The following is a 20151-nucleotide window of genomic DNA, read 5'->3' as shown; positions in this document are numbered from 1 at the left end:
CAAAGGAACGCGCCATGCTGGACAAAAGCCACAAACCCACCTGGACTAGTTTTGAAGAGGCCACAAAGGCCGATTGGGACGCCGTTATGGAGTATGAAGAGAGCTTCAACGCCGCCCTGCCAGACCGGATTCTGGACGCGATCCGCTCGCTGGATGAGGAATGGACGCCCTATCCGGTCAATCGTTACCAGCACAGTTTACAGGCCGCGACCCGTGCTTATGAAGACGGAGCGGATGAGGAACTGGTGGTTGCGGCCCTGATCCATGACACCGGAGATATCCTGTCACCCTATAATCACGGTGAGCTGTCAGCGGCGATGATGAAGCCCTATGTCAGCGAGAAGACCTATTGGATTCTCAAGCATCACTGCGTTTTCCAGGGCTACTACTACAACCACCACCTTGGCGGTGACCGCAACGCCCGCGACAAGTACCGCGACAGCCCCTATTGGGAGGACTGCCGCTATTTCTGCCACGAATACGATCAGAAGGCGTTCGACCCGGATTACCCGACCAAACCGCTGGAGTTCTTCGAGCCCATGCTGCGCCGAATCTTGCACAAGGGTGAGGGCCACATGGAACTAAATGAGACCGCCGAGGACTAACAGGCGGCCATCAGCCGGTAGACAATCTGCGCGGCAGTGAAATCCCAGGCGGCATTGCCGTCCGGGGCCAGTTCGACCACGTCGAAGCCCACGCATTTGCGGCCTTTCAGAGCGTGCTCGACCAGCCGCAGCGCCTGATAATAGCCCAGGCCGCCGGGGACCGGCGTGCCGGTGGCAGGCATTTGTGAGGGGTCCAGCCCGTCGACATCAAAGCTGACGTAGACCAGGTCCGGGAAATCGGCGGGTAGATCGACGGCGTGGATATTGCCTGTGACCAGTTCCTCGGCGTCCACGTGGAAGACGTGGTTTTTCAAGCGGCTCTGGGCCTCTTCGGTGGAAAATGCCCGCACGCCGAACTGGGCCAGCCGGATGCCTTCCTCGGCCAGCAGGTGCATGACCGAGGCGTGGGAGTGTTTCTCGCCCTGATAGGCGTTGCGCAGGTCGGCATGGGCGTCGACCTGGACGATGCCGATGGGCTGGTTCAGTGCTCGCGCAACCCCAATCACCGCGCCGTAGCTGAGCGAATGCTCACCGCCCAAGGTCACCGGTACTTTACCCGCGCGGATGGCGGCCTCGGTGCGCTGGGCGAGGCGGTCCATGATCTCGGACAGGGCGGCGTCGCAATCGACAGGCTCTTCGGTAAAGATGCCCTCGACGCAGGGCTCGGCATGGCCGGTGATGCGTTCCAATTCATTGCTGGCCTCAATGATCGCCTCTGGACCCTTGGCAGTGCCGGACCCATAGGACACCGTGCGTTCCAGCGGCACTGGGATCACGCGGAATCGGGCGTCTTCGGTGCGTTCGGATGCGGTCAGTTCACTGTCGAGGAAAATGCTCATGAGAGTCGGTCCTTAAAGTCGTCATAGCCGAACTGTTTGATGATTTTCAGCTCATCCGTTTCGCTGTTCCACAGCGCAATAGTGGGCAGGGGTACGCCATTGAATGTGTTGGTCTTGACCATCGAGTAATGGGCTTGATCGAGGAAAGCAAAGCGCTGGCCGATCTCCAGCGGTTGATCCCACGTGAAATCACCGATCACGTCACCGGCCAGACAGGACGGCCCGCCCAAACGATAGGTATGGCCCGCCTCGGCCTCGTCCATCAGGGCGGGTCGATAAGGGGCTTCGATCACGTCGGGCATGTGGCAGGTGGCCGAGATATCGGTGATCGCGAGGTTCATGCCGTTGGTGGGTAGGTCGAGAATTTCCCCGACCAGAATGCCTGTGTCCAATGCGACGGCCTCGCCGGGTTCGAGATAAACGTCGATGCCATATGTTTCGCGGATGGTTTTGATGAACGCCACCAGCCCTTCGCGGTCATAATCGTCGCGGGTGATGTGATGACCGCCGCCAAAGTTCAGCCATTTGAGCTGGCCGAGGAAGGGTTTGAGTTTCGGCTCGACGGCGGCCCATGTGCGTTGCAGAGGCTCAAACCCCTGTTCGCAGAGCGTGTGCATGTGCAGGCCGTCCACGCTGGTCAAGGCTTCGGCGGTCAGTTGACTGACTGGCGTACCCAGGCGCGAGCAGGGCGCGCAGGGATCGTATTTCGGTATTTCCCCCTCGGAGTGTTCCGGGTTGATTCGCAGGCCGACCTGAACACCCGCACTTTGGGCCCTGGCGAGGAACCGGTTTTTTTGCGCCGGAGAATTGAAGATGACGTGGTCGGACAGAGACAGGATCTCGTCCATGTCAGCGTCTTTGTAACCCGCACAGAAGGTTGCGACCTCACCGCCGTATTCCTCACGGCCCAGACGCGCCTCGTAGATGCCGGACGCACAGGTGCCGCCAAGGTATTGGCGGACCAGCGGGGCCAGTGAGAACATCGAGAACGCCTTGAGCGCGCTCAGCACATGCGCGCCGGAGCGGTTACCGACATCGGAGAGGATCGTCAGATTCTGTTCAACAGCAATTTCGTCGACCACAAAGCACGGGGTGGGCACACGGCTGAGGTCGAAGTTGCGGAAAGCTCCGGCGTCGCCGGCCTGTGTGGTCATCATGTCGGACATAACCGGCGTCTCCTTCAGGTGAAGAGGCCGAGGGCATTGCCCCCGACCTTCGGAATTTTACCAGATAAAAAAGAGCAGATTAGAACTCAACCGGGCCGTCGAGTTCGTGGACCTGCCACGGCAGGCCGTGTTCGTTCAGCATGTCCATGAAGTCATCGGGGTCGAGCTGTTCCATGTTCCAAACGCCCGGCTCGGTCCAGTTGCCCTTCAGGACTTGGGCTGCACCGATCATGGCGGGGACGCCAGTGGTGTAACTGACGGCCTGTGAGCCGACCTCACGATAGCACTCTTCGTGGTCGCAGATGTTGTAGATGTAATAGGTCTTCTCACCCGAGCCGTCCTTGGCCTGACCCGTGGCGATATCACCGATGCAGGCTTTGCCCTTGGTTTCCGCGCCCAGATCGCCGGGATCGGGCAGCAGGGTTTTCAGGAACTGGATCGGGATGATTTCCTTACCGTCATGCATCACCGGGTCGATGCGGGTCATGCCGACATTTTCCAGCACCTTGGCGTGGGTGATGTAGGCGTCGCCGAAGGTCATCCAGAAGCGGGCGCGTTCGATCTCGGGGAAGTGGGTCGAGAGCGACTCCAGTTCCTCGTGATACATCAGGTACATGTTCTTGGGACCGATGGCGGGGAAGTCGAACTCCACCTTATGGGTCATGGCAGGGGAGTGTTTCCATTCGCCACCTTCCCAGTGACGCACTTCGGCCAGCACTTCGCGCAGGTTAATCTCCGGGTTGAAGTTGGTGGCGAACTCCTGATCGTTGCTGCCGCCATTGGCGTCCAGCACGTCGATCTGGCGGATCGTGTCCAGCTTGTGTTTCTTCAGCCATGTGGCGAACACACTGGTCACGCCCGGATCGAAGCCGGAACCGAGGATGGCTGTCAGGCCAGCATCTTTGAACCGCTCCTGATAGGCCCATTGCCAGTGGTATTCGAACTTGGCCTCATCCTCGGGCTCATAGTTTGCTGTGTCGAGATAATTGATGCCGGCCTCAAGACACGCATCCATCAGCACCAGATCCTGATAGGGCAAGGCGAGGTTCACGAGGATCTCGGCGCCGGTTTCCTTGATCAGCTTGACCGTATCGTCGACCTTGTAGGCGTCCAGTTCCGCGGTTGCGATATCGACGCCAACACGCTCTTTCACCGCTTTGGCGATGGCGTCGCATTTTGACTTAGTCCGGCTGGCAAGCGTGATCTCGGTGAAGATATCCGAATTCATCGCCATCTTATGCACCGCTGCGTGGGATACGCCGCCTGCGCCGACAACCAGTGTTTTGCCCATGGGATAGTCTCCTCTCAAGGGGTTATTCGTAATAGGTGTAGCCGTTGATCGAGTCGCGATAGGCGCTCATCAGGGTTTTGCGGTCCTTGGCTTTCAGAGTACCGGTCGAGATTGCCTCGTCCACCATTTTGCGGAAGGCGGCGACACAGTCCTGCGGGTCAAACTCGACATAGGACAGGACCTCGGAAATCGTGTCGCCTTCCTGTTCGTGCAGCAGGTCGAAACCGCCATCGGCACGCAGGTCGATTGTGACGACGTTGGTATCCCCAAACAGGTTGTGCAGATCGCCCAGTGTCTCCTGATAAGCGCCGACGAAGAAGACACCCATGAAATACTCGTCGTCATCGGGCAGGGAGTGCACCGGCAAGCTGGGTGAAACGCCATCTGCCAGAATGAACCGATCGATCTTGCCGTCGCTGTCGCAAGTTATATCGGAAAGAACTGCGCGACGGTCCGGCGTCTGCTTCAGGTTTTGCAGCGGCACTATCGGGTGCAACTGGTCGATAGCCCAGACGTCCGGCAGGGATTGAAACAGCGAGAAGTTGCAATGGTAGATATCGGCCACTTTCTCAAGCTGGTCGTCCACATCGGTTTCCAGTTCGTCGCTTGCCGCCAATGCTTTGATCCGGGCCATCAGCGACAGGTAGATGCGCTCGCCCCGGGCCATCTGGCGCAGATCGACATAACCGCGACGGAACAAGGCGCGCAGCTCGTTGCGATAGAAGTTCGCGTCGTTCCAGCATTCCTGCAGCCGCTCAAAGGAGAGATAGCCATGCACAGCCGCCAAATCCGAGAGGATATGGTGATCATCAGGTTCGACCGCCGGGGCAGTTGCTGCATCGTAAAGAGTGCTTTCCAGCACGTTGAACACCAGCATGGACGACGTCGCAACCACCGCGCGCCCGCTTTCGGTGACCAACGTCGGGTGCGCGACTTCGGCCTCATCCATGGCATAGGCCACTGTTTCCACCACATTGGCGCAATATTCCTCGACCGTGTAGTTGATCGAGTTCTCGGCGGCTTTTTTCTCGCCGGTATAGTCAACGCCCATGCCACCGCCGAGGTCCAGATGGGTCAGCGGTACGCCTTCACGCGTCAGTTCGGTGTAGTACCGGCAGGCCTCACCCACCGCGCGGCGTACGTCGTTGACGTCCTGCACCTGCGATCCCAGATGCGAATGCTGCAGCTTCAGACAATGCAGCAGTCCGGCGTTTTTCAGCTTGTCCACCGTCGCGACCAACTGGTCGGTGTTCATACCAAAGGCCGAGCGGTCGCCCGAGCTTTCCTCCCACTTGCCGCTGATCTGGTTGGTCAGTTTGACACGCACACCGATCAGCGGTTCGATGCCCAGTTCGTTATAGACCTCGATGACCGTATCGGCCTCTTTCGGGCTTTCCAGAACGATGACGGTGTTGAACCCGATCTTGCGGCTGAGGATTGCCAGTTGGATGAACTCGGCATCCTTCACGCCATTGCAGACGATCAGTGCCTCACTGGCCAGACGGTGGGCGAGGGCGATCACCAGTTCGGGCTTCGATCCGGCCTCAAGCCCATAGTTGTATTTCTGGCCAAATTCGACGATGCGGTCGATTACTTGCGCCTGCTGGTTCACCTTGATCGGGAACACACCGCGATAGCTGCCCTTGTAACCGGTCCGAGCAATCGCATCGCGAAAGCTTTCGTTGATATGGGCGATCTCATTTTCCAGATAGGAACTGATGCGCAGCAACATCGGCGCCTTGATGCCACGTTCGTCCAGATCGTGCAGGATGCCGGGCAGGCTGATCGCTGCCGCCTCGGGTGCCATTGGATTGCGCAGACCGATCTCGCCATCCTCTGTCACCTCGATGAGGCCCTTCCCCCATTTTTCAACCCCGTAGATGGAATGCGGTGCGTCGGGCGTCTGTTTCAATCAAGTTGGTCCTTAACGTAGGAGTGCCAGTTTAGCGCCCGCCAATACGGCAGCAGTTCGATTCGTCCAAGTGTAATCTATGTGACGGGGTTTGCCGAATTTATCCGGTCGTGCGAATGGGGATCAGGTGATTGTCCCATTGGCAGTCCGGTCGCGCGGAAATTTGGACCTTGGCGTTCAGTTCGCCAACAATTCCGGTACCTGTGGTGAAGACAAAACCTTTGGGTCCGGGGCCCAAACCGCAGACGTCCTCCAGCGGAAATGCACCTGATAGCTGGCTGGTCGCCACGTCGAACTGATGCAGGGCGTTGCCGCGGGGGCAGGTTATGGCAACAGTTTTGCCGTCGCCGGAAAAAGAGATGCTACCGGCATAACCTTGCAGGGTGCCTTGTTTTGTGTCGGGGGCCGACAACAGGCGTGTTGCCTCCCCGCGGCGGTGCAGGCCCAGCAGCGGCGGGTGTTTCGCCTTGTCTCCCTGCCATTGCATCGCGAACGCCACCAGCCCGTCCCGGCGCACGGCCAGGTGCCGGATCGAGTTCTTGTGCAAGGCGTGAGGCAGTTCCACCTGCTCCTGAATAGCGCCGTTCAGGTCCAGATAGGACAGGCGCGGTTGCATCGTTGGCAGGTTCAATTTGGTGCGGCCGGTTTCGGGGTGGGTTTCGATGCCGCCATTGGCGATGACCAAGGTCTCCCCGTCGGGCATCAGCCGCATGTCATGCGGGCCAACGCCGCCTGACGGAATTTCGCCCAAGCGTCTGTATTCGACAGTGTCCCAGATGCCGATCACGCCGTCCCCGGCTTCATAGTCATTCTCGGTTGTGAAAAGCCGCGTGCCATCGGCTGAGAAAACGCCGTGGCCAAAGAAATGGCGGCCTTTTGGGGCGGTTAGCCGTGTGAGTTCGGTGCCCGTGGCGCAATCAATGACCAGCGCGAAGGTGCCGGGGCGGCGCGCAAACGCCACTGCTTGCGCGCGGTAAGGATGGGCTGCAGCCGCATGGCCGCGCGCGGGTAGGGGAAGAGAGAACAGGATATCTCCGCCCGCCTCCAGCCCGGCCAGACGGTAGCCGCCATCCGGAAACAATGCAGCGGCCAGATAATCCGGTGCCCCGACCGAGGCCCAGCCGCGCAGGGGGGGCAGGCTGCTTGCGGCCAGTCCGGCCAGAAAATGTCGGCGGTTTGGCATGGGTCAGTCCCCGTCCAGCGAATTGAACCCGGCGCGGATGCCCAGCGTCGGACCAAGTTCGGACGAGGCGATCTCACGGATGTCGTCGATCGACTGCTGCAGCGCCTCGACCCGGAACCGACCCTGCGGATCGGCCACGCCTGCAAGAGTCGGATCATCCAGTGCCTGCGCGCGGGTGATGGCTTTGTCGAATGCGCTATCCAGATCGCCCTTGATCTCGGGGTGATCGGCCGACAGGTGCGCGGCCAAATCACGCAGCGCAATCAGGGACAGTTCCACATGGCGCAGCGATCGCTCGGATCGACGCGCCTCGGCCCGCTTGGGGCGGGGGCGGTCGAAGGTACCCATCGGGCGGCCAAGCCGGGTGTCGCCGGTGAACTCCAAGCCGGTGACCAGCGCCTTGTACAGCTCTTGCATCGCTTCATCGCCGGATCGGTAGAACCTGTTTTCGCCCGGTTGCGTCAGCGCTGTTGCAAAACGCGCCCAATCCTCATCCATCGCGCGTGCGTTCAGGTCGATATCGGTAGCAATGGCCTGAATCAGCGCGCACCGATAGGCGTCGGTGCCCTGATCTGCAAAGCGGGGATCGTAAAGTATCTGTTCCAACGCAAAGAACCCTCTCCCGGCGATCGAGGTTTCGGCAAAGGCCCCCGGGTTTTTGACGGCGTCGTCTTCGGTGGCGATCAGACCGGACAGGGCCTTGGGCGTGAAGCCCTTTGTGTCAGGCCAGAAGGCCAGCGCAAAGGCCCGGTCGCCGACTTCCGAAGGGCCAAATCGCATGTGGCTGACCGAAACCCAATTGTCAAAGGCGGTGTGATAGGCCGCGCGCAATTCGGGCGACGTTGCGGTGCAATCGGCCTGCGCCGCTTGCGCCAGCGCTTCGGTCGCGCCGGAAAGCGCCGCAAAGCCGGGCAGGATATGTTCCTCGACCGCAGCATTCAGGATCGGACCGCGATCCTGCGCCAGCGCCGGGAAGGGCAGCGTCAGGGCAAGGGCAAAAGCTAGGAAACGCATGAGTCAGAGGCTTTCGAGGAAACGGATCAGGGCATCACGGTCGGGCTTGGGCATTGCCACAACCGTATCGCGGGCGGCCTGAGCTTCGCCTCCATGCCACAGGATGGCCTCCAGCAAGGTTTGCGCGCGTCCGTCATGCAGGAACTGAGTGTGGCCGGAGACCGTTCGGGTCAGACCAATCCCCCACAGCGGTGGCGTGCGCCACTCGCGCCCGGTGGCGCGGGCCTCGGGGCGGTTATCGGCCAGCCCTTCGCCCATGTCATGCAACAGCAGGTCGGAATAGGGCCAGATCAGCTGAAAACTGTGTTCGGGCCGGTCTTCCATGCGGTGGGTGACAAAGGCAGGTGTATGACAGGACGTGCAACCGGTGTCGTAAAACACTTCTTTGCCGCGCAATACCTGCGGATCATCCACATCCCGCCGATCCGGAACGCCAAGATTGCGGCTGTAGAAGGTCACCAGATCCATGCCGATCTGATCGATTTCAAACACACGGTTGTCACCATCGCCATGCGGGGCGCTCACGCAATCCACCTGGGCATCGGTGCAATCACCATGACCCGCAGGGTAGAGCGGACTGGATATACCGATATCGCCGGAAAAGGCCGCTGCCGATTGCTCCATGATCGTCGGCATCCCCGCTTTGAGGCCGAACCGGCCCAGCATAGGTGCACGAAATTCCTTCGACCAGACGATGTTCGGTCGCCCGGAGATGCCGTTCCCGTCGGCGTCATCGGGATCGGCGTTGGCCAGCAGGTCCTCGACCGGGATCGCCTCGAGCAGACCCAGACCGATCATCTGTGGTGCTACGCGCGGGCTGATCATGGCCTCGGAGTGCAGTGGGCCGTATCCCAAATCCGCCGCCTGATAATTCGGCTTGCGCAGGGTGACGGTTTCACCATCGGAAAGGCTTACGGGGACCTCATCATAGGTAATGTCCAGCCGGTACTCCGCCGCGTGGCCGGGCAAGGCCAGGTCCTGCATCTGACCACCATAGTTAGGGTCGGGCTGCGTGGCGATATAGTCCTCGATCTCTTCGTGGCCGTCGCCGCCCGGGATCGAGACGCGCAGAAACATGGAGGTCGCATTGTCGCCTGGCCCGGCGGGCGTGTGGCCGCGCCCGTCCTTGATGTGGCAGCGCTGGCACGAGCGCGCGTTGTACAGCGGGCCCAAGCCGTCCGACGCCAGGGTCGACGCGGGCGAAGACACCCAGATTTTCTTGAACAACCCGTTGCCGATCCTGAAGTCCAGCTCCTGCTCAAAACTCAGATTGCCAGAGGGTTGCGAGAACGCATCCGCATCGGTGCGGGCGCGGACCGTGGCGGCCCCGGCGGGCAGGTTCTCGAACCGTTGTGGGGCGCTGAAATCCTCGGGCGCAACGATGACGTTGGCGATCCGGGCGCGCTCATCTTCGGTTCTGGGTTCGAAGTTTAAATGGAGATCCTGCAGTTCGGCTGCGACGGGCTGGGTGGCCGCTAGGGCGGCCACCGACAGGACAACGAGGCTATTCGCTCTCGTCCATCTTCGATGCGTTAAGTTGCGCATAATTGGCTTCGCCAATCCTTTCGTACAGGTCGAGCTGCGTCTCGAGGAAGTCGATATGCCCTTCTTCATCCCTGAGCAATCCCTCGAACAGTGACATAGAGACGTAGTCGCCCGCCTCGCGGCAGTATTCGCGTGCCTCGGCATAAAGCGCACGGGCGTCAAGCTCCGCGGCGAGGTCGCATTCCAGTGTTTCCTTTGGTGTCTGACCGATCCTCAGCGGGTCGAGTTTCTGCAGGTTGGGGTGGCCTTCCAGAAAAATGATCCGTTCGATCAGCTTGTCCGCGTGCTCCATTTCCTCGATGGATTCTTCGCGGCTTTTCTTGGCCATACTGCCAAGACCCCAATCCTCTTGCAGGCGGTAGTGCAACCAATACTGGCTGACGGCCGTCAACTCATGCCGCAGAGATTTGTTTAGGTATTCTATGACCTTGGCGTCGCCCTTCATCAATATTCTCCTGTGTGGCACCAGTGCGTAACGCACGGAGTTGCATGGGTACTTCCAAATTATCGTTCGATCGCATGGTGTCTAGAAAAAGCGGCATGCAGCCGCCACAATCTGCGGATTTACCGAGGGCGTGATAGACTTTTCCGGGAGTAATAATTGCCTGAGCGTCTGACGCCCGCATCCAGTCAATCGCAGCGCGGATTTCGTGGTCAGTGATGTTGGTGCAGTGACAAACGATCATGGCGATTCTAAGCTCGATAAGTTTCTTACTGATTTAGTAAGTTATATTCTTCGCGTCCAGTGACAAACTTGCGTGATCAGAGTGGCCGAAAGCATGAGGTCTATCATGCTTCCGACCAGGGGTAAGTTTACTGGAAGACCGCGTCCGGGTTATCCAGGCTATCCGAACCTTCAAAATTGATCTGGTCCAGTTCCAACACATTCACGATGCGCTCGATGGTCTTGGTCTGATCGACCAGACCGTCAACACCGCGCATGATCAGCAGCTCGCCGCCCTCGTTGCCGCGTTCCAGCATCTGGTCATAGGCAAAACCAGCTTCGGCGGTCGATTTCAGACGACCCAGCGCCTGCATGGTGTTAGCCAGCTTGACCTTCATCTCGGCGTCCAGCGACGGATCTGAGGCGATCACCAGTTCCGACAGCGATGCGCCGGAAACCGGGGTGCCGTCGATGCGGGTGTAACTGCCTAGATAGACGTTCTGAATTCCCAACCCATCATAGTAGTGGCTGTTATGGGTGTTGTCCGAGAAACAATCATGCTCTTCCTCGGGATCGTTTAGCATCAGGCCCAGACGCATCCGTTCACCCGCCTGCTCACCATAGGACAGCGAGCCCATTCCGGTCAGAATGGCACTGACGCCTGCGGTTTCATCTGCGTTCAGAGCAGCGCGCGCTTCGCCGCCTTCGGCCCATTGCGCCGCCATCCATTCCAGATCGCTGACCAGCAGCTCTGTTGCGGCGCTCAGGTACTGAGCACGACGGTCGCAATTGCCGCCGGTGCAGTCGTCCCCCTGGGCATAATCGGTATACGGGCGGTTGCCCGCACCGGCACCGTGGCCGTTCATGTCCTGGCCCCAAAGCAGGAATTCGATGGCATGGTAGCCGGTGGCAACGTTTGCCTCGATCCCGTCGGCTTCGTGCAGGGTTTCGGCCAGCAGCTCGGGGGTGATTTCACTGGCGTCGATGGTCGCGCCTGACAGCTCAAAGCTGGTGTTGGCGATCACGTTCAATGCGGCGAACTCGTTTTCGTCGGTCGGGCCGCCGTAATTTGCGTCGACATAGTCAATCAGGCCTTCATCCAAAGGCCATGCGTTCACCTTACCTTCCCAGTCGTCAACGATGGCGTTGCCGAAACGGTAAACCTCGGTCTGCTGGTAGGGCACGCGCGCGGCAACCCAAGCGGCCCGTGCCGCATTCAGGGTGGCGTCGGACGGTTCGGCGATCAGGGCGTTCACGGCCTCTTGCAGGGCTTTGGCCGCGATGAGGCTGTCATCATATTTGGCTTCGGCAATGTTCGCGTAGGTGGTCAGAACATCAGCTTTCGACGGTGCGTCGGCTGCAACGGCTGCGGATGCGATGCCAAGGGTCAGGGCGCTGGTGGCAGCAAAAAATCGGCTCATGGGGGTGACACTTTCCTGTCAGGTACAATTTCACAGACGCCGCCTGTGCGACGCATACGGCGCAAAAACTGAGTGATTTAGTCAGCTATGTCAACCTGAGTTTTAAACTCGGATTAGCTGATCTTTGCCCTCCCCATATTTGGCGGGGCCGCTGGCCCCGAGCCTAGATTGCGCCGCTTTTGAAAAATACTAAGATAAAACCGGTGATTCCCTGGTAGGTGGTGCCTGTTTATGAGATGCGCAGCTCTCGCCCTGACTCTGGTTCCTGCGGTCGTTCTGTCGCAGACGCAAGCCGGGATTGAGCACGAACATGGCACGGGGCATCTGGATATCGTGGTCTCAGAGGCTGAGTTGTCCTTGTCGCTTGCGGTGCCTGCTGCGGATATCATCGGCTTTGAGCGCCCGGCGCAAACCGATGAAGATCGGGCCTTGGTCGCCGGTGCGATTTCCGATCTGTCCAAACCGTTGGAACTGTTTGTCCTGCCGGAAGTCGCAGCCTGTTTCACGGCAACGGCCAATGTCACACTGCTGGCAGAAGGGCTTGGTCCCGAGGCCGACGTCGCCGCGGCAGCAGATCAGGAACAGCACACCGAGTTTCAGGCCGACTACCAGATACAATGCCAGGCGATCGACCTGATCGATGCTATCAGCTTCTTGTATTTCGAGCGGTTTCCGAACGCCCTGAAACTGACTGTAGAGGTTGATCGGTCAGGCGAAATCCAGGTGCACGAGGTTACGCGATCCATGTCGAACCTGCCCTTGTAGGCAAACGCTGCAGCTTGGAAGTGGCGGTCAAGGTTTCCATCGCCATATTGGTCAGACTGAGCTCACTCATCTGGAAATCCCGGGTTAACGATCAGATTGCAGAGTTTCTGATCAACAATGTTGTCACCGCTACATTCATTGAGAAGACTTATTGCTTTTCTATGTCCCAAGCACTGTCATCAGCGGCGGGCTGACGAATAGGCGCTATCGTGGTGGCGGCGGTCATCTGAACGGTGCCTTGGGCTCAAGCCGTGGACTGGGGGGGGGCGAAACCGACCAGTCGGCTTTTGTTGCGTCGTCCTCAACGTCAACGAAGAGTCCGATGCGGTCACTGACCATACAACCCATCCACGGCCTGCGGAGCCCCCTAGAGAGCTTTCTCTGCTACGATCTCTTCACCGACACGCACCACGTCGCGCAAAAAGCCGTCAATATCCTCGTGCCTTGTTCGGTGGTTGTTAAAGGCGCAACGAAGCCCATGCTTGCCCTGCACAGTCGTATCTGATGGGACAGCAAGGCCGCGTTCCTGAAGCCGCAGCATGATCTCAGTGTTGAGAGCCTTGGCCGCATCCTCATCCGCCGCCATATAGCGGAAGCAAACGATGTTGAGGTCTACCGGGGCAATCAGCTCCAGCATCGGATGAGCTTCGATCCGACGCGCCATGTAACGTGCAAAAGCGATGTCCTGAGAAATAAGGCGCCCGAACTTGGCGGCACCTTGCTCCTTGAAAGCCATCCAGATTTTCAACGCTCGGAAACCACGGCTGAGTTCCAGACCATAGTCTGCAAGGAACTTACCTGTGAGCGTCCCACGTTCCTGAAGTTGAAGATAGGCGCCATGCATTTCGAAGGTTGCGAAATGCGCCTCGGGATCCTTGATCAGAACGGCTCCTGCCTCAAACGGCGCGTGTAGCCATTTATGTGGATCGATTGCGACGGAACCGGCCCGCTCCATGCCGGACACAAGATGCGCGTGGTCTGGGGAAAGGCGCAGAACACCGCCGATACACCCATCCACATGAAACCAAAGCCGTTCTTGTTCGCAAAGATCGGCAAGCGCGGTCAGGTCATCTATTGCGCCGGTGTTTGTGGTTCCTGCCGTCCCGATGACGCAAGCTGGCTGCAATCCCTGCGCGCGGTCTTTGGAAATCGCTGCCGCCAGCGCATCGAGTCTGATCCGCTGGCGGTCATCGCTCGGGACCTCCACCAGCGCTTTTGAGCCAAGACCAAGGGTCTCCAACGCCTTTTGGTGGCAACTATGGACCTGGTCGGAAGCATAATACCGCAGCGGCCTTTCTAATGCTGCGATGCCTTCCGCGCGCACATCATAGCCGGCGGCGAGGTTCCGGATGACCGTATGCGCAACGAGGTTCGCCATGGACCCGCCGCTGGTCAGGGTTCCACTGGCATTTTCAGGAAAGCCTGCGATTTCCTTCAACCAATCGACAACCTGCTGCTCGACCTGCGCCGCACCTGTGTTCCCGCCCCCAAGATTACTTCCCTCAACAGCGGCAAGGAAATCACCCAATGCTCCTGTAAAGTTGCTGGCTCCCATGTACCACCCCCAGAAACGGGGATGGATGTTTCCCATGGGATAGGCGCGTACGAGCGCACGATAGTCGCTATAGACCTGTTCCAATGAGCTGGGGTCTTCAGGCAATCCAGCCTTGAGTCGAGAGCGAACGTCGTCGGGCATTGGGCGCCAAACGGGACGTTCGCGCACTTGCTCCAAATGATCGATGGCTTCATCCACCACGATATGCGCGAGCGCGCGGGCCGCCTCCCAATCGTCAGGGTCGAGCGTTTCCTCTTTGATGTTTCCCATGTGCCGCGCCCTCTCTTCTCAAGTGGAGAGTGCGGGAGGATTGCCTTCAAAGCAATCTCTGCGTGGCCTTGGCCTTCCGCAGGGACGACTCTGGCCTGATACAACAGTGTCGGAAAAGCCAGAGAGGTCATCGAACCGAATGAACCGCATTGTGACGGCCATCACAAGAAGAACTCTGCCCGTGGACCGCCTTCTTGTTTTGTCGCCGCCGTCAGAAAAGAAAGACAAATATGCGTAAGTTGCGAGGGCTCCTGCCAATGAGGCCTTAAGGCTGGCTCCGGATCAGGTCGGGGGTCAACCAGCCCAAAGCTGTGCCTATTTCGCCGAATTGGAACAAAAGGCAGCCATGACACCGGGCCAGCCCACGTCACAACTGGATCCTGCCGACTGAGCGGTTTTGGCCTTTTTCGGTGCGGTGGCGCTTTTCACTGGTGCATTTGACGAGGCTGTCGAAATAGCCGACCGCCACAAAACGAATGAACGATTTGAAGAAGCCAAACAGCTAGGTGATCCCCTGTGCGCTTGATCGAACGCACCGGTCGATGTGGTGCTCAGGAGCGTTTTCAGCAAAGAGCAATATGCAGATTCAGTTGTCGGTGAGTTGACCAGATTGGGTTGGGCAACTCCAACAAAACCGCACCTTATGAAACGAAAACCTGTCAGGTCCGCTTGTGGTGAAACCACACCGAGATTTCTCAGCACTCTTCAAAGGCCGGTCATTCAAACACATTGAAAAGTGGTCACTTCGATATCGTTGAATTTGGTGTTGCGACCATTGTGGGTTGGAGATTTCAGCCGAGTGCATCGCCCGAAAATAGTTGAAATGTAGCGATTTTGTGCATTTTTAAACTCCATTTATACACCTCAATGTCTGTTTTGCCTCGGGAAATGTCGCAAGCATTTCAGCGCCAAGATGGGTCAAAACTATCCTGCGATTGTGAGGTGCCGCTGCTTGATTCTCAGGCGGCGGAGAATTGGGAAGCCGGTGTAAATCCGGCACTGCCCCCGCAACGGTAAGGAAGGTCAGGTTCGATAATCAACCACTGGGACGAGGATCCCGGGAAGGTGTCGAAACCGGGTGAAAACCCCTTTCAAGTCCGGAAACCAGCCTCAAAGATATGTCAAACCGCGGGTGGCGGTGGGGGCACAGGTTTCGGACGTGATCCTCGCGCACCTCCGGACTGTTCCTCCTTGTCATCTGCCCAAGCAACGCCGCGGGGCGCGGCAGGAGAGCCAGAAGTGAACAACATTCAAAGCCTATTGGCGCGTCGAAATCCAGGTTGCGCTCTGGAGCAGGCGTTTTACACCGATCCCGAAGTTTTTCAGACCGACCTTGAAACCATCCATTATCGCGACTGGTTGTTTGCCATTCCGGCATGTGAACTGGTGAAAGCAGGCGACTACGTGACCTATAGCATAGGCGCCTATCGTGTGGTCATTGTTCGCGGGGCCGACAATCAGATCCGGGCGTTTCACAACACCTGCCGCCATCGCGGCTCGATCATTTGCAAGGCCGCTAAAGGTAATGCGCCCAAGCTGGTGTGCCCTTATCACCAGTGGACCTATGAGCTTGATGGCTCCTTGCTGTGGGCCCGCGACATGGGGCCGGATTTCGATCCGAAACAGCATGGTTTGAAGACCGTCCATTGCCGGGAGCTTGCCGGGCTGGTCTATATCTGTCTGGCGGATGACGCCCCCGATTTCGATACGTTCGCCAATATCGCGCGCCCGTATCTCGAGCCGCATGATCTGAAAAATGCCAAGGTCGCCTTTGAAAGCTCGATCATCGAAAACGGCAATTGGAAGCTGGTTTGGGAAAACAACCGCGAGTGCTATCACTGCGGCGGCAACCATCCTGCGCTGTGCCGGACCTTCCCGGATGATCCGGGGGTGACAGGAATCGAAGGCGGCGAAACGCCAGCATACATGCAGGCCCATTTCGACCGGTGCCATGCTGCGGGCATGCCATCACAGTTCTATCTGCACGATGATGGCCAGTATCGTCTGGCACGTATGCCCCTGAAAGAGGGGGCCGAGAGCTATACGATGGATGGCAAATCCGCCGTGCGTCGCTGGTTGGGCCGATCGCCCTTTGCGGATGCGGGATCGCTGTTGAAGTTCCACTATCCGACCACGTGGAACCACTTTCTGGCTGACCACTCCATCGTTTTCCGCGTCGCCCCGATCAGCCCGACCGAGACCGAGGTCACAACCAAATGGTTGGTCAACAAGGACGCAGTTGAGGGCGTTGACTACGATGTGAAACGTCTGACCGAAGTCTGGGTCGCCACGAATGACGAAGACCGTCAGGTGGTTGAGGACAACCAGCAAGGCATCAACAGCCCGGCCTATATGCCCGGCCCGTACTCGGCCATTCAGGAATCCGGCGTGCTGCAGTTTGTGGACTGGTATTGCAACACACTGTCGGCCCGTCTGGTGCCGGACACCATGGCGGCGGAGTAAGGCCGATGAAAGACATGAACACGCCCTCTTCCACCATCTGGCAGGATGGCGAGATGCTGGAATGTGTCTCGGTCGTGCCCGAGATGCCGAATACCGCCAGCTTTTCGTTCCGCGCCCCTTCGGGGGCGCAGTTTTCATATCATCCCGGTCAGTTTCTGACGCTCGAAATTCCTGCGCCCGGCCAACCCGGTGGAGTCGTACATCGCACCTACACGATCTCATCTTCGCCGTCGCGGCCTCGGTCGATTACCATCACCGCCAAAGCGCAACCCGACAGTATTGGCACGCGCTGGATGCTGGACAACCTGAGGCCCGGTATGCGGATCAAGGCCATTGGACCTGCTGGCCTGTTTACCAATGCAGAAAGCGCGGCGCGTAAATACCTGTTTATCTCAGCGGGCTCGGGCGTCACCCCGATGATGTCGATGACAACCTGCATGTGGGATGAGGGGCGCGATCTGGATGTTGTCTTCATCAACTGCGCCAAACGCCCGTCCGAGATCATCTTCCGCCAACGATTGGAGCAGATGGCCAGTCGCACCGATGGGTTGGATCTGAAATTTGTTGTGGAAGAGCCGGACCGTTACAGCCCCTGGACCGGATTTCAGGGACAGTTCAATCAGCTGATGTTGGGCCTGATGGCGCCGGACTATCTGGAGCGTGAGGTCTATTGCTGCGGTCCTGAGCCTTTCATGCAGGCCGTGCGCGATGCGCTGGCTGGTCTTGGCTTTGACATGGACAACTACCATCAGGAAAGCTTCGGCGCACCTGTGGAGACCGAGGCGGATCAGCCGGAACTGGGTGACGTTGTTCTCGACGATGACAGCAGCGCCGAGATTCTGTTCTCAAGCTCGGGTGTGACTGCCAAGGTTGCCGAGACCGACACGGTTCTGGCCGCCGCGCGCTCGGTTGGTCTGATCATACCGTCGGGCTGTACCTTCGGTGTGTGCGGAACTTGCAAGGTCAAGAAAACCGCCGGTGAAGTTCACATGGTCCACAATGGCGGGATATCAGAAGACGATATCGAGGCAGGCTACATCCTGGCCTGTTGTTCGAACCCAATGGGCAAGGTCGAAGTCGAAGTATGACACACAAGAGGAAGCGCAGGCCCTGCGCTTCCCGTGTCCAATTCAGAAGTCCCAGTCTTTGTCTTCGGTCGCAACGGCTTTACCGATGACATAAGACGAGCCCGACCCCGTGAAGAAGTCATGGTTTTCGCTGTCCGGGCTCAACGCTGCCAAGATCGCCGGATTCTCCTCAGAGGCTTCCGGTGGGAACAAATCTGCGAACCCGAGGTTTTCAGCGCCTTGTTGGTCTTGCAGTGCAGGAAGCCTTCACGTCTTGCGTCGGACCGATTTAGTCATAAAGCTCTTCGGTATATTGGTTTTCGATCCCGTCGAGTTAGAACATCAGGCCGACGGTAAGATATTTCAGTTCCTGTTGTTCCGCCTCAGACAGCACTTCATAGCCCTGCTGGAACTTGCAGCCTTTGAAATTGCCATGCTCGGCCTCATCGCTGATGATCAGACGGATTAGGTCGGCGGTGTTGGTTAGCTTGGCGCGGCTGGACCAGTTCATCGGCAGGTAGAAGCCGGAATAGAACAGGAAGCTTTCCAGAAATTCCGAAGCGATCTTGCGTTTCATCTCCTCGGCCTTGGCCAGCAGATGCGGGTTTTCGCCGGGCCAGCGAATGGCTTAGTTAATCTCTTTGGTCGAACAAAGCGTTGAGAAGATCGAGGAATAGCTGCGTGCATGCACCGCCTCCGTGAAGGCGATGTTGGTCGGATCGGCTTCTTCATGTGGTGTCACGGCGTCTGGCATCAGGGTAGGGGCGCCGACGGTGTACTGGATTATGTCCAGCAGGGTCAGGCCGGTTAGCCGTAGTAGTTTCAATGGCTTTTTCGATCCGAGAGCGTGATTTTCGTCTCTGCCAAAATTGCTCCACATCAAGCGGCCCGATCTCCTCAGCCGCTTTATTCAAACGGGATTGGGCGCTTCGCGGGTGATCCGGACTTGGCAGTAAATCGCCAGCCCGAGAGTGATCAGGGCTAAACCTGCAGTGATCGTAAAGGTCATCGAAAATGCACGAGCAATATCCGCAACCGGAGCATTTGCGGTATCTCCTGTCCCGACAATAGCAACAAACAACGCAGGCATAGCAGAGGCACCCGTCATCAGGCCCAAATTCCGCGAGAGCCCGAGAAGGCCAGAGAGGCGGCCGCGCTGTTCCTTGGAAGCTTTGATCAGAACGGCTGTGTTGTTGGCGGCAAGAAACAACTGAAAGCCAGGCGTCAGCATGATGAGTGAGGCTAAATATCCGCCAACTCCAAAACTTAGCGGCAGATACGCCAGGAACAGCAAGCCAATCGTGGTCTGCACGAGGCCCATTATCATCGCACGATCCGAGCCAAGCCGATCCGTCACCCAACCGGCTGGAACGCCAAAGAACGCGGCGACCAGTGGCCCTACGGCCATAACCAAACCGATGAGCGCCTCACTCAATTCCAAGGAATAGGCGAGGAAGAATGGGCCAATAACCAAAGTGGACATCATGATTGAGCTGACCATCAGGTTCATCAAAAACGCTATACTTGTCCTCTGGTCGCGGAGCAATTTCATAGGCACCAGCGGTGAGGTTACACGGGCTTCGACAATCGCAAATAAGAGGATCGCGATCAAAACAGCAAAAAGCAGTGCGCCCGATGACACGGGAATACTCGAGGCCGCGCCGCTGGTGGCCAAAGCGTAGGCTGCGAGGGCGATCACCAACACAGAGGTTCCTGGAATATCCAACTCTCGAAAGGATATGGTCCTTCGTCCGGAATCGCGTGCGATGGAAGTGGCGGACAGAAAAAGCGTGATACCGGCGAAGCAGGCAAGGAACCAAAATGCCATGCGCCAGTTGCCCATGGCCAGCAACACACCGCCCAGCGATGGCCCCAATGCAGTCCCGGCAGCGGATGTCGTCCCGAGTAACCCCATCGCCGTGCCCAGCCTCTCTATCGGGACGAGGTCACGTGCGATAGACATCGGAAGCGCGATCAGGATCGCTCCACCAAGCCCCTGCAACGCGCGTCCGGCAATTAATAAGCCAAGGTTCGGAGCCATCGCGCTTAGAACCGACGCTGCAATAAAGATGATTAGACCAGAATTCAGCAAACGGCGGTGTCCGAATAAGTCACCAAGCCGCCCGGCGGACACGATCGTGACGGTAACGGATGTGAGGTAGGCCAGTACGACCCATTGCACCTCCAACACTGTCGCAGAGAAGCTGCGCGTCAGTGTCGGAAGCAGTACCGTTGCGATACTGATACCCAATGAGGCGGTCAATGTCGCTGCCGCGAGGGCAATAAGGATGGGAATGGATGATTGCGCCTGTACCGTATTGGCCATCGTAAATTCTCTTGTCTCATGTGTCCGTAAGAAGGTACCCTGCCACTTCAAGCCAACTTGAGGTC

16 protein-coding genes, 1 pseudogene and 1 riboswitch are annotated in these 20151 nt (G+C 58.3%); of the genes and pseudogenes, 4 read left to right on the top strand and 13 right to left on the bottom strand.

The features are described 5' to 3' along the window. Nucleotides 1-14: 14 nt before the first annotated feature. The gene (locus tag AC2FEE_RS18450) at nucleotides 15-605 is read left to right on the top strand and encodes an HD domain-containing protein (RefSeq protein ID WP_496866802.1); all 591 of its coding nucleotides are present in this window, start codon (nucleotides 15-17) and stop codon (nucleotides 603-605) included. Here AC2FEE_RS18450 and speB read toward each other — a convergent pair. The 10 genes from speB to AC2FEE_RS18400 form a co-directional block, all read right to left on the bottom strand. Next, nucleotides 602-1444, bottom strand: a complete 843-nt coding sequence (gene speB / locus AC2FEE_RS18445; RefSeq protein WP_496866801.1) for an agmatinase — start codon at nucleotides 1442-1444, stop codon at nucleotides 602-604. The genes AC2FEE_RS18450 and speB overlap by 4 nt on opposite strands. Next, on the bottom strand, nucleotides 1441-2610 hold the full coding sequence (gene nspC, locus AC2FEE_RS18440; protein ID WP_496866800.1) for a carboxynorspermidine decarboxylase: 1170 nt from the start codon (nucleotides 2608-2610) through the stop codon (nucleotides 1441-1443). The genes speB and nspC overlap by 4 nt, the downstream gene beginning before the upstream one ends. A 79-nt stretch (nucleotides 2611-2689) precedes the next feature. After that, nucleotides 2690-3901 (bottom strand): saccharopine dehydrogenase family protein, encoded by a 1212-nt coding sequence (locus AC2FEE_RS18435; RefSeq protein WP_496866799.1) that lies wholly within the window; start codon nucleotides 3899-3901, stop codon nucleotides 2690-2692. A gap of 22 nt (nucleotides 3902-3923) precedes the next feature. Next, on the bottom strand, nucleotides 3924-5813 hold the full coding sequence (gene speA, locus AC2FEE_RS18430) for a biosynthetic arginine decarboxylase (RefSeq protein ID WP_496866798.1): 1890 nt from the start codon (nucleotides 5811-5813) through the stop codon (nucleotides 3924-3926). 100 nt (nucleotides 5814-5913) lie between these two features. Further along, the gene (locus AC2FEE_RS18425) at nucleotides 5914-6996 is read right to left on the bottom strand and encodes a DUF1513 domain-containing protein (RefSeq protein ID WP_496866797.1); all 1083 of its coding nucleotides are present in this window, start codon (nucleotides 6994-6996) and stop codon (nucleotides 5914-5916) included. A 3-nt stretch (nucleotides 6997-6999) separates the two neighbouring features. After that, complete coding sequence (locus AC2FEE_RS18420; protein ID WP_496866796.1) at nucleotides 7000-8010, bottom strand: imelysin family protein; 1011 nt, start codon at nucleotides 8008-8010, stop codon at nucleotides 7000-7002. Nucleotides 8011-8013: 3 nt separating this feature from the next. Then, nucleotides 8014-9498: a di-heme oxidoreductase family protein gene (locus tag AC2FEE_RS18415; RefSeq protein WP_496866795.1), complete on the bottom strand. Its 1485-nt coding sequence runs from the start codon at nucleotides 9496-9498 to the stop codon at nucleotides 8014-8016. Nucleotides 9499-9514: 16 nt separating this feature from the next. Then, the gene (gene bfr, locus AC2FEE_RS18410; RefSeq protein ID WP_496866794.1) at nucleotides 9515-10000 is read right to left on the bottom strand and encodes a bacterioferritin; all 486 of its coding nucleotides are present in this window, start codon (nucleotides 9998-10000) and stop codon (nucleotides 9515-9517) included. Further along, nucleotides 9948-10241, bottom strand: a complete 294-nt coding sequence (locus AC2FEE_RS18405; RefSeq protein ID WP_496866793.1) for a (2Fe-2S)-binding protein — start codon at nucleotides 10239-10241, stop codon at nucleotides 9948-9950. Before AC2FEE_RS18405 ends, bfr begins: the two co-directional genes overlap by 53 nt. A 127-nt stretch (nucleotides 10242-10368) precedes the next feature. Further along, the gene (locus tag AC2FEE_RS18400; RefSeq protein WP_496866792.1) at nucleotides 10369-11640 is read right to left on the bottom strand and encodes an imelysin family protein; all 1272 of its coding nucleotides are present in this window, start codon (nucleotides 11638-11640) and stop codon (nucleotides 10369-10371) included. A gap of 231 nt (nucleotides 11641-11871) precedes the next feature. Here AC2FEE_RS18400 and AC2FEE_RS18395 point away from each other — a divergent pair, with 231 nt between their 5' ends. After that, entirely contained in the window at nucleotides 11872-12405 is a 534-nt protein-coding gene (locus tag AC2FEE_RS18395; RefSeq protein ID WP_496866791.1) for a ZrgA family zinc uptake protein, read from the top strand. Nucleotides 12406-12772: 367 nt separating this feature from the next. On the opposite strand, the gene AC2FEE_RS18390 is transcribed toward AC2FEE_RS18395, so the two are convergent. After that, nucleotides 12773-14230: a pyridoxal phosphate-dependent decarboxylase family protein gene (locus AC2FEE_RS18390; RefSeq protein WP_496866790.1), complete on the bottom strand. Its 1458-nt coding sequence runs from the start codon at nucleotides 14228-14230 to the stop codon at nucleotides 12773-12775. Between the two features lie 923 nt (nucleotides 14231-15153). Further along, nucleotides 15154-15357: riboswitch (cobalamin riboswitch) on the top strand. Between the two features lie 112 nt (nucleotides 15358-15469). On the opposite strand from AC2FEE_RS18390, the gene AC2FEE_RS18385 reads away from it, so the two are divergent. Both AC2FEE_RS18385 and AC2FEE_RS18380 read left to right on the top strand, forming a co-directional pair. Beyond that, the gene (locus AC2FEE_RS18385) at nucleotides 15470-16693 is read left to right on the top strand and encodes an aromatic ring-hydroxylating oxygenase subunit alpha (protein ID WP_496866789.1); all 1224 of its coding nucleotides are present in this window, start codon (nucleotides 15470-15472) and stop codon (nucleotides 16691-16693) included. 5 nt (nucleotides 16694-16698) lie between these two features. Next, nucleotides 16699-17781, top strand: coding sequence for an FAD-binding oxidoreductase (locus AC2FEE_RS18380; protein WP_496866788.1), 1083 nt, complete (start codon nucleotides 16699-16701; stop codon nucleotides 17779-17781). A 42-nt stretch (nucleotides 17782-17823) separates the two neighbouring features. On the opposite strand, the pseudogene AC2FEE_RS18375 reads toward AC2FEE_RS18380, so the two are convergent. Beyond that, nucleotides 17824-18595, bottom strand: a pseudogene (locus AC2FEE_RS18375) (ribonucleotide-diphosphate reductase subunit beta); the annotation flags it as partial. 75 nt (nucleotides 18596-18670) lie between these two features. Next, on the bottom strand, nucleotides 18671-20086 hold the full coding sequence (locus tag AC2FEE_RS18370; RefSeq protein WP_496866787.1) for an MFS transporter: 1416 nt from the start codon (nucleotides 20084-20086) through the stop codon (nucleotides 18671-18673). Between the last annotated feature and the right edge of the window lie 65 nt (nucleotides 20087-20151).

It is taken from the genome of Ruegeria sp. YTSC199, from assembly GCF_059609725.1.
This window is presented reverse-complemented; position numbering and strand designations above follow the sequence as displayed.